At 59.1% G+C, this 8,435-nt stretch carries 6 protein-coding genes and 3 pseudogenes; 4 read left to right on the top strand and 5 right to left on the bottom strand.

Annotation, left to right across the window (positions count from 1 at the left end):
- A pseudogene (locus tag BT264_RS36705) lies at window positions 1–211 on the bottom strand (IS256 family transposase); the annotation flags it as partial.
- Window positions 212–335: 124 nt separating this feature from the next.
- Between BT264_RS36705 and BT264_RS36700 the strand changes: the two are divergent.
- Window positions 336–632, top strand: a pseudogene (locus BT264_RS36700) (integrase core domain-containing protein); the annotation flags it as partial.
- 336 nt (window positions 633–968) lie between these two features.
- Here BT264_RS36700 and BT264_RS36695 read toward each other — a convergent pair.
- Window positions 969–2,471 carry a mannose-1-phosphate guanylyltransferase/mannose-6-phosphate isomerase gene (locus BT264_RS36695; protein ID WP_072445428.1) on the bottom strand — a complete coding sequence of 501 codons (1,503 nt, stop codon included), beginning with the start codon at window positions 2,469–2,471 and terminating at the stop codon, window positions 969–971.
- A gap of 566 nt (window positions 2,472–3,037) precedes the next feature.
- Between BT264_RS36695 and BT264_RS36690 the strand changes: the two genes are divergently transcribed.
- The 3 genes and pseudogenes from BT264_RS36690 to BT264_RS36680 all read left to right on the top strand — a co-directional run bounded on the left by BT264_RS36690 (window position 3,038) and on the right by BT264_RS36680 (window position 6,696).
- Window positions 3,038–4,924: a serine aminopeptidase domain-containing protein gene (locus tag BT264_RS36690; RefSeq protein ID WP_072445429.1), complete on the top strand. Its 1,887-nt coding sequence runs from the start codon at window positions 3,038–3,040 to the stop codon at window positions 4,922–4,924.
- 47 nt (window positions 4,925–4,971) lie between these two features.
- Window positions 4,972–5,236, top strand: a pseudogene (locus tag BT264_RS37715) (integrase core domain-containing protein); the annotation flags it as partial.
- A gap of 959 nt (window positions 5,237–6,195) precedes the next feature.
- A complete protein-coding gene (locus BT264_RS36680) occupies window positions 6,196–6,696 on the top strand; it encodes a GNAT family N-acetyltransferase (RefSeq protein WP_072445430.1) in 501 nt (166 codons plus the stop codon).
- 124 nt (window positions 6,697–6,820) lie between these two features.
- On the opposite strand, the gene BT264_RS36675 is transcribed toward BT264_RS36680, so the two are convergent.
- The 3 genes from BT264_RS36675 to BT264_RS36665 all read right to left on the bottom strand — a co-directional run bounded on the left by BT264_RS36675 (window position 6,821) and on the right by BT264_RS36665 (window position 8,407).
- Window positions 6,821–7,243: a type II toxin-antitoxin system VapC family toxin gene (locus tag BT264_RS36675; protein WP_072445431.1), complete on the bottom strand. Its 423-nt coding sequence runs from the start codon at window positions 7,241–7,243 to the stop codon at window positions 6,821–6,823.
- A complete protein-coding gene (locus BT264_RS36670) occupies window positions 7,234–7,488 on the bottom strand; it encodes a type II toxin-antitoxin system Phd/YefM family antitoxin (protein WP_072445432.1) in 255 nt (84 codons plus the stop codon). The genes BT264_RS36675 and BT264_RS36670 overlap by 10 nt, the downstream gene beginning before the upstream one ends.
- Before the next feature lie 235 nt (window positions 7,489–7,723).
- Window positions 7,724–8,407 (bottom strand): response regulator, encoded by a 684-nt coding sequence (locus tag BT264_RS36665; RefSeq protein ID WP_177319003.1) that lies wholly within the window; start codon window positions 8,405–8,407, stop codon window positions 7,724–7,726.
- Between the last annotated feature and the right edge of the window lie 28 nt (window positions 8,408–8,435).

Here is an 8,435-nt window from a genome sequence, read left to right as displayed (position 1 = left end):
TCAACACCTCGCGCTCTGGCAAGTAGCCGTTGCGCACGACGGCGCGTTGCCCTTGCAAAGTCTTGACGTTCGCGAACCGCTCCATCAACTCTGACAACTCCGCTTCGATCGCTTGTTGAATCACTTGCCGCGCCCCGTGACGAACCAATTCGTCCAAGCCAAGCCCGACCCCCGATAGACCGACGACTGCTTTTTCCGTATCCTTGCTCATGGTGGATGGTTTGATGTTTGCTGGATTCCGACTTCGACAATCAGATTCTCAGCTGAAACCTCCACCGCCTTCAACTTCCCGCCTCAACTCCCCCGTACACCAGATTCGACTTTAGCTCCCGGTTGAATCCGCCCAGTATGCGAGTCGGAAATTCCGTCAGCGCCTGTGGCGCTATCGGATACAGCAGAGCATGAGCCGTCGCGGAAACTGTTTGGACAATTCACCGATGGAGAGGCTGTTCCGCAGCGTCAAGACAGAATGGCTGCCGTCAGCAGGTTACATGTCGGCGCAGGAAACACACCGGGATATCAGCCACTACCTGATGCACCGGTACAACTGGAAACGGCCGCATCAGTTCAATGACGGACTGGCGCCGGCCGTTGCGGAAGAAAAACTTAACGCAGTGTCCGGGGTTGGTTGACCACTACACTCTGATAATGCCGACAATCCGAGCGACCGGGAACAGAGATCTGCCCAACGTTGTATGCGTGGATTCATGACGCGGCATAACCGAGGAGTCGGCATAATCCCCACGAAAAGTCTCGATTCGCCCGTTCCGCGTCGGGTGCAGCGGATAACCATTCCCGGACACCATCTCAGCGGTTACGAAACACTGCGCCCGAGACAATGCCGATCTCCGGTGACCTGCGGCACTGACACAGATCGCGGGCTCTCCCACCGTACGTCTGACAGACGTCGTTTGAGGACCGTACAAACAAGCGGGGGATACGTCGAGGAACTTGCGGAAGGTTTTACGCTACGCAAGCCTTCCGTAGCTGTCTTCGAACCTCACGATGTCGTCCTCACCGAGATAGGTGCCTGACTGAACCTCGATAATTTCAAGCGGCGTTTTGCCTGGATTCCCGAGTCGATGCACTATTCCGAGCGGAATAAACGTCGACTGGTTCTCCGAGAGCAGAAAGGTATCCTCGCCACGCGTCACCTGGGCGGTTCCTCTTACGACGACCCAATGTTCGGCTCGATGGTGATGCATCTGCAGTGACAGAGTTTCGCCGGGGTTCACGACAATGCGCTTTACCTGAAAGCGCTCACCGGCGTCGATCGAATCGTAGTGCCCCCATGGACGATGCACTTTTCGGTGGTTATCAGCTTCTGGTCCATGTTCCGCTCGAATGCGCGATACAACCGTCTTGATTTGCTGAGCATTTTTCCTGTCAGCGACCAGTATCGCATCGGCGGTTTCGACAACCACGACGTCGCGCAGCCCGACACACGCGATCAAGCGCCCCTGCGAGTGCGCGAAGGTATCGGTGGTGTCCTCGAACATGATCCGTCCCTGACCGACATTGCCAGCAGGATCCTTAGGCAGGATTTCCCAGATTGCGTCCCACGAACCGACATCAGACCATGGCGCGTCCATCGGAACGACCACGCCTGCAATGTTGCCGCATTCGACCAGCCGCTCCATAACGGAATAGTCGATCGAGTCGTCAGGACAGTTCTTGAAATCCTGCTTTCCCAGACGAATGAACCCGTCGTCAGTAGTACTGTTTCGATGAGCCTCACTGCAAGCAGCAAGGATGTCCGGACGTACGGTACCTATCGCCGAAAGCCAGACCGACGCGCGCACCACGAAGACGCCGCTGTTCCACCAGTACTCGCCGGAATGTACGTACTGTTCCGCCAGTTCGCGATGAGGCTTTTCGATGAACCGATCAATGGCGAAGCCGCCGTGCTGCCCGATAGGCATGCCGACGCGAATATAACCGTAACCTGATTCGACGCGATGAGGTACAACACCGATTGTCACCATCGCACCGTCGGCAGCATAGCGAGTGGCACGCAATACCGCGGCATGAAACGAATCGATATCCGGTACCGCGTGATCGGCAGGCATCACGACCAGAATCGCGTCATTCTCGTCAGATGCACAGACGAGCGCTGCGGAGGTAAGCGCCGGCGCGGTGTTACGTGCGTAGGGCTCGAGTATGATGCGCGCCGGCTTGCTGCACGAGCGTAGTTGCTCAGCGCTGATGTACTGGTGGTTCTCTCCACACACGAGAAGCACTTCGTCAGACACCGGCCATGTCTCATACAGACCGTCCAGGCGCCTCGCGGTTGCCATGAGCAATGATTCTTCACCCAGCAATCTGAGCAACTGCTTCGGATACTGTTCGCGCGAGAGCGGCCACAGCCTGGTTCCTGACCCGCCTGCCAGGATAACGGGTTGAATGGGCAAACAAACACCGTCGGCCGCGTTCGCGTGTTGCGCGGATTGAAATGCAAGGGTGGTGCTCATCGATTGGCTCCATTCTCACGGGTGGATTCGCGCAATCCCGCTGACAACGTCCGCAGCGAATTCTCTGAGACGTACACGTAGGGCGATTTGCTGATTGGTCGTAGTGCTTTTCAGAGTGACGGACCATGTTTAAAACGATTGTTCCAGGATTGCGCGAGCAGGCAGCGTCAACGTAAGTGGTTGGACACCTGCGCTCTGTTCGGTTTCGAACAGAGACAAGAGTGAGCGACAAAAGATGCGTTCGCCGGGGAGGTTTCGCATACATTCGCGTGTCCAGCAACATCCGGACGCAGCCACCATCCGCTCGCAATGCAATCGCCCCGGGTGCATTTCGGCCAGCCACATCAAAAGTGTGAGAGCGCACCGAAGGCAAGAGCATCGACATTGCATGCTGAATCTACATGAGGAATGGCGTGGCGGGTAAGGCAGCCACAATGTCGAAGGGACGACGATGCATTCAGCATGCGTGTGACGGGCGCGTTCAATTGCGGGGAGACACCGTCAAGCAATTCTCACGGAATCCTGAAATGACCAGAGATACCCATCAATAACAGATCGTGAAAAATATGGAACCTGTCGTTTTCAGCGGACATGCCGGATGGTTGCATGTTGCCCACGGCGAATGTGGCGTCGTGCTGTGTAATCCTCTAGGGCACGAGGCTATGTGGTTGCATCAGGCAATGCGTCAGTTTTCTGACTACCTGGCTTTGCGGGGAATTTCCGTTCTGCGTTTCGACTATTTGGGAACGGGCGACTCGACCGACACCGGAGACTGGGTACGTCCATTGGATTGGGTTGCAGAGGTCGCAGAGGCGGTCACGTGGCTGAAACGCACGACGTCGGTCAAACGCGTCTCGCTTGCGGGATTCCGTTTCGGTGCAACAATCGCCGCATTGGCGGCGAGGCAAATTGAAGTTGAATCGATCGTCATGTTTGCGCCAGTCGTGTCAGCGCGTCTTTTTTTGCGTGAATTGAGCATCTTGCATCAGACGTGGAGCCGCCAGACCGGCATTGGGGACAGCAATACCCACACGCCGTATGGCGCCAGCGAGATCTTCGGACATCTTTTCAGCACCCAGGGGCTCGAGGCCCTTGGCAAGCTCGACCTTTGCACGGTGCCACGATCGTCTGCAAGCCGTGTGCTGATCGCGCACAACCGCCAGCGTGACGGCAGCGACGCGCTCGCTACACATTTTGAAGCGCAAGGCGTACGGGTGGAATCAATCGAATTCCCTGACTACGCCCAAACGCTATGCCCGCCCTGGTTGAGCGAATCGCCCGTTAGCATGCTGAATGCCGCAGCAGACTGGCTGTCCGTGCTAAGTGGGATCAGTACAGAATCGTCGTGCAGCCCCCTCCCGTCTCACGCTCACCCCGGAATTTCAGTGCCAGGTGCCACCGAACATCCGGTAACGGCTGACGATGGCCGACTCTCGGGCATCTTGTGCGAACCGGTGCAGCAATGTGAACCGGCAGCGCCCGCGATGCTGATTGCGAATACGGCAGCAACCCATCATGTCGGCGACGGCCGCTTCGGCGTAGAACTCGCACGAGAGATGGCGTTTCACGGCTATGCATCGCTTCGCGTCGACGCGGATGGCATGGGCGACAGCGAGGGTGCGGCGCAGGTCCGTGTCCCCGGCCAAATCACGTTCGATTCGATCTCGTCGGATTTATCGCTTTGGGTGGACTGGCTGGCAGCGCGCGGCTATCGACACGTCGTTATCTTCGGCATTTGCGCCGGCGCGTATGCGGCGCTGCGCGCGGCGCACGATAATCCTGCCCTTCGCGGGATGATTCTCGTCAATCCCGCCAGTTTTTATCTGCCGGAAGGCTGCACGATCCAGCAGGCCGCACGACGTCCGCGAGGGTCGCCTCGCGCAAATCTGCGCTCGATGGTTTGCGCTGAAAAGTGGTTCCAGGTGATGCGCGGGGAAGTACGTCTCGGACCTGTTGCTCGTACCTTGTGGCGTCACGCCGCTGCACGAGTACAGAGTCTCCTTTCGTTGTGGTCCAACGACATGCTGTTTACGACCACATCAAGTTATCAGGTGCATCGGCTCTTTCGACGACTCGACGCGGCAGGCGTTCGTGTCCAGCTACTGTTCAGCCCACGGGATCATGCGCTGGACGAGTTCTACATGCACTTCGGCATCGGTCACCGCAGTCTCAAGCACTTGTCGCGACTGAATGCACTCGTTCTGCACAACGTAGATCACGAAGTCCTGAACAGGCGAGCCCGCCAGGACGTAACGACCGCATGTTTTGCGCTGCTCCAGGACATTTGCTTGTCCGGGCAGAGAGAGAACGTACACGCTGTCACTTCTGGACCCAAAACGGAGTTCACTCATCCCGTATCGCTGACCTCCCTGGCCGGCTCCGGAGCATCCACGACGGACACGCTCAAGGTTGGAGCCGCCATCGCATCCCAACGTTCCATTCAAAAAAAATAGGCTAGAAACGGCGTGCTGGTAACCGGATTGGACGTGGCTGACGCGCGCGAGATGCTGCAGTCGACCCAGCCGTAGTCGCGCCTGCTAGTCCATCGAGAAACGAGTTCGTGGAACGCTTCAACGGCAAGCTGCTCGACGAACGACTGAACCACGACTGGTTCCGCAGCCGTGCCGAGGCCAAAGTACTCATCGAACGCGGGCGACAGTTCTACAACGAGCGCCGGTCGCATAGCGCGCACGCTATTCCCCCGAGCTACGAGCCGATGGGCTGAGCTGAATTCCGATCATATCGTCGCGAGACTCACTGCCTGACGGTCACAGAATTCCGCCACTGGTCAAAAGCGCGCTACCGAACATTTGATACCTGAACCGAGAGATAGTCTGCTGATCCGGGGCATTCATTTTTTGCGCGATGCAACTCACACTGGCCGCCATCTTTTCGCTGCTCGTTGCGCTTGGAAGCTGGTTCACCCAGTGTCCTCCTGCCGCCGCATCAGGTGAACCAGGCGCTCCCCGCCTCGTCGAGGTATCGTCCAATTCCGCGTTAGCTGTTGTAGCTTCGCCCACCCACTCCATTGGGCCCGCCAGGAGCGATCACTGCTCATGCGGATGTTGTGACACGAGCTGTTGTGTTGCAGCGGCACCCGCCCCTACCGCACCATATATTCCCATACTCACTTCCTCACTTCCCCTTCCTGCCGGACCGCTTCTGCCCGCGGTCGGAGACCGGTACGGGCGCCTGAAACGGCCACCCCGGCTCGTCGAACTCTGATCCGATCATCTCCGGGCCATCCGCCAAATTACACGTGAAAGCGCGCAGCGACGCCGTTTTGGCGCGTTCAAGATGCACTGGAGCACACGTCGGAATCCCCATGTTCGTCGGATCGTCCTTCCGCACCGGTGAAGCACGTCCGGCTTCGCCGATTCCAGCTTCAAACGTAATCGTGTCCTGATATGCAACTCCACTCTTGCACTTGCCGCAAAACGGATCGTCGTCTGTGGTCCTGCTTCGAATTTGAACGTGCCGCGACTGGCGTCGACCAACTGCTCTCGCTTGTCGCCGAGGCGGAGCGTCCAGCTCGTCTTTCATTTCTGTTTCTTCCATCTGATGCACTGCTGTGCTTCATGCGTCAGGCGCCCTCGCTTTCATGCCAGACCACCCAGCTGCCGCATCCCCTTTTGCGAGGCCTTATTGGATTTAGGAAGCAAGGATCGACTTCCAAAGAGCATCCAGACGGGGTTATGTAAATCCAGAAAAGGAGAAAAACACTATGAACCGTTCAATCGTTCACGACACGCCCAACCCGTTGATTGTTCACGCGCGGACCATCCCGGCCTGCACTGAACATCTTGATTACTTCTTCGGTCTATACAGGGGTCTGCTTAGCGGGTACTTTCGTCAGACTCTGGGGTGGGACGACACCTTCAGACGCGCGGCGTTTCGCCTGAGTTACCCGATTGATCGCTGCATAGCGATAGTAGTCGAATCGGACGATCCATGCGGGGTATTGGTCACACAACCACATGGCGACAAAGCGATCGAAATTGCACTACTGCTCATTGATCCGGCATTTCAGTGCAAAGGCATCGGCATGCAGGTTCTGCAGCAAGTATGCGACGTTGCATCTGACAGCCGCCTCGACGTGCGTCTGCAGACCTTCCGGCTGAATGAACGAGCATCCAGATTCTATCGGCGACACGGCTTCGAAATCGTCGACGAAGATGAGAATTACCTCTTCTTCTGCAAACGATATATCAAAACCTCTGCTTGACGGTTTAGGATCGAACGGCACTGAACCGCATCCTGTTCGTGCTCAAAACCGGCATGCGATTGAACCATCGACCGACCCGGTGGGCGTAGGTCAACGTAGACATAGAGTCTCTCAACTGGATTCGTCAGTTCTTGCCGCGGGGTGTCGGAATCCGCACGGTCAGCCCCGGCAGGTCCGCGAAATCCGCCACATTCAGCGTCATCAGCGCGTAACCGTGCTCGATCGCCTGCGCCGCGATCCACAGATCGTTGTAGCGTGGGCGCGGCGAGCGACCGGCCTGCTTGACCGCGGCCGCGAGCACGCCAAACGCCGCCGACGTGTGACGCGTGACGTCGAGCACCGGCCGACGCTCGAGCTGCCGTAGGTGCGCGGCCCAGCGGGCGCGCTCTGCCGCGTCGGCACAGGCCTGCACGCCGAACGCCAGCTCTCCGAGCGAGATAGTGGAAATGAACACCGGCGCATCGCCAGCGGTGTCGATCACAGCGCGCGACTCGACCGTACCGCCAGCGAGCCCGACCCACACGCAGCTATCGATGATCAAGCCCACGGATCATGCACTCCGTCTTCGAAACCGGCGCGGCTGTCGTTCAGCCAGCGGGCCGCGTCTTCCGCGCCCAGGCTCATCGGCAGGCCCTCGATGGCTTGCGCAGCGCTCATGACGGGTTCGGCCGGCACCAGTCGCGCGATCACGGTCTGGTTGCGTTCGACAACGATCGTTTCGCCACGTTGGGCGACCTGGTCGAGGATCTGGCGCGTGTGGCGGGCCAGTTCGGTAGCAGTGATGGTCGGCATGTCAGCCTCCGGAAATCACGAATACGTATTATACGTAATTTACGCATCCAGAACCAGGCGAAATTGGGCTGCGGAATGCTCCCTCTTGTCACCCCGCCCGCGAGTAAAATCCGAATCGCAACCGACGTCGCTACTGCGCGTGATCGTCAGCCGCGATGGCACTCGACCATGACGCCAGCTTGCATCTATTCTGCGGCGACGCCCCGCGCGCATCTCCGATCAGCCAGGATCACGCTCAACGCGGCACGCGCCGACTCAACGCGGCATCGATCAGCGCAGCCAGCTCGTCGAGCGCTCGATCGATCTCGGCCACATCACCCCGCGCGCTCCGCTCCTCGAGACGCGCGCAGGCCGCCATCACCTCGGCCTCGTCAATCATCGCGAATGCACCCTTCAGCGAATGAAGGCAAGCCAATGCCACCGCGACATCGCCGCCCGCCACCGTCGCGCGAATCGTTTCCAGCGACGCGACCGAGCTGCGCAGGAGGATGCCGTGGTGATCCGCATCCAGCGGCTCCAGGGTGACCATCGAGCCGGCATCGGCCCGCATGCCGGCCCGGGCCGGCGCGTCGCCCGCGCGGGCCACGTGCCGGCGAATCGCCTGGTCGATCACGGCAAGCGACATCGGCTTCACGAACACGTCGGCAATCCCGGATTGCCGGCACCGGTGCGGATCGTCCACCGCCATGCCCGCCGTGACCGCGAGGATCGGCAGCTCGGCGTGTTCGTCGCGAATGCGCGCGGCCAGCGTGTGACCGTCCATTCCCGGCATCCGAAGATCGGTCATCACCACATCGTAGCGACGCTCGCGAAGCTGCCGCAGCGCGTTCACGCCGTCGTCCACCGCGTCGGCCGCGTAGCCAAGCGCCTCGAGCTGATCGATGATCAGCGCGCGATTCAACGCATGATCGTCGACCACGAGCACCCGGATCGGGCCCGCCGGTTCG

Origin of the sequence: Burkholderia sp. NFPP32 (assembly GCF_900119325.1) — a bacterium.
Classification (GTDB): Bacteria; Pseudomonadota; Gammaproteobacteria; order Burkholderiales; family Burkholderiaceae; genus Burkholderia; species Burkholderia pyrrocinia_C.
Note: the sequence above shows the minus strand (reverse complement) of the source record. Positions and strands in the feature narration are given on the sequence as shown.

Excerpts from the sequence above, each read along its gene's own strand:
- BT264_RS36695 (WP_072445428.1), bottom strand. The coding sequence starts at position 2,471 with ATGAGCACCACCCTTGCATTTCAATCCGCGCAACACGCGAACGCGGCC.
- BT264_RS36690 (WP_072445429.1), top strand. The coding sequence starts at position 3,038 with ATGGAACCTGTCGTTTTCAGCGGACATGCCGGATGGTTGCATGTTGCC.
- BT264_RS36680 (WP_072445430.1), top strand. The coding sequence starts at position 6,196 with ATGAACCGTTCAATCGTTCACGACACGCCCAACCCGTTGATTGTTCAC.
- BT264_RS36670 (WP_072445432.1), bottom strand. The coding sequence starts at position 7,488 with ATGCCGACCATCACTGCTACCGAACTGGCCCGCCACACGCGCCAGATC.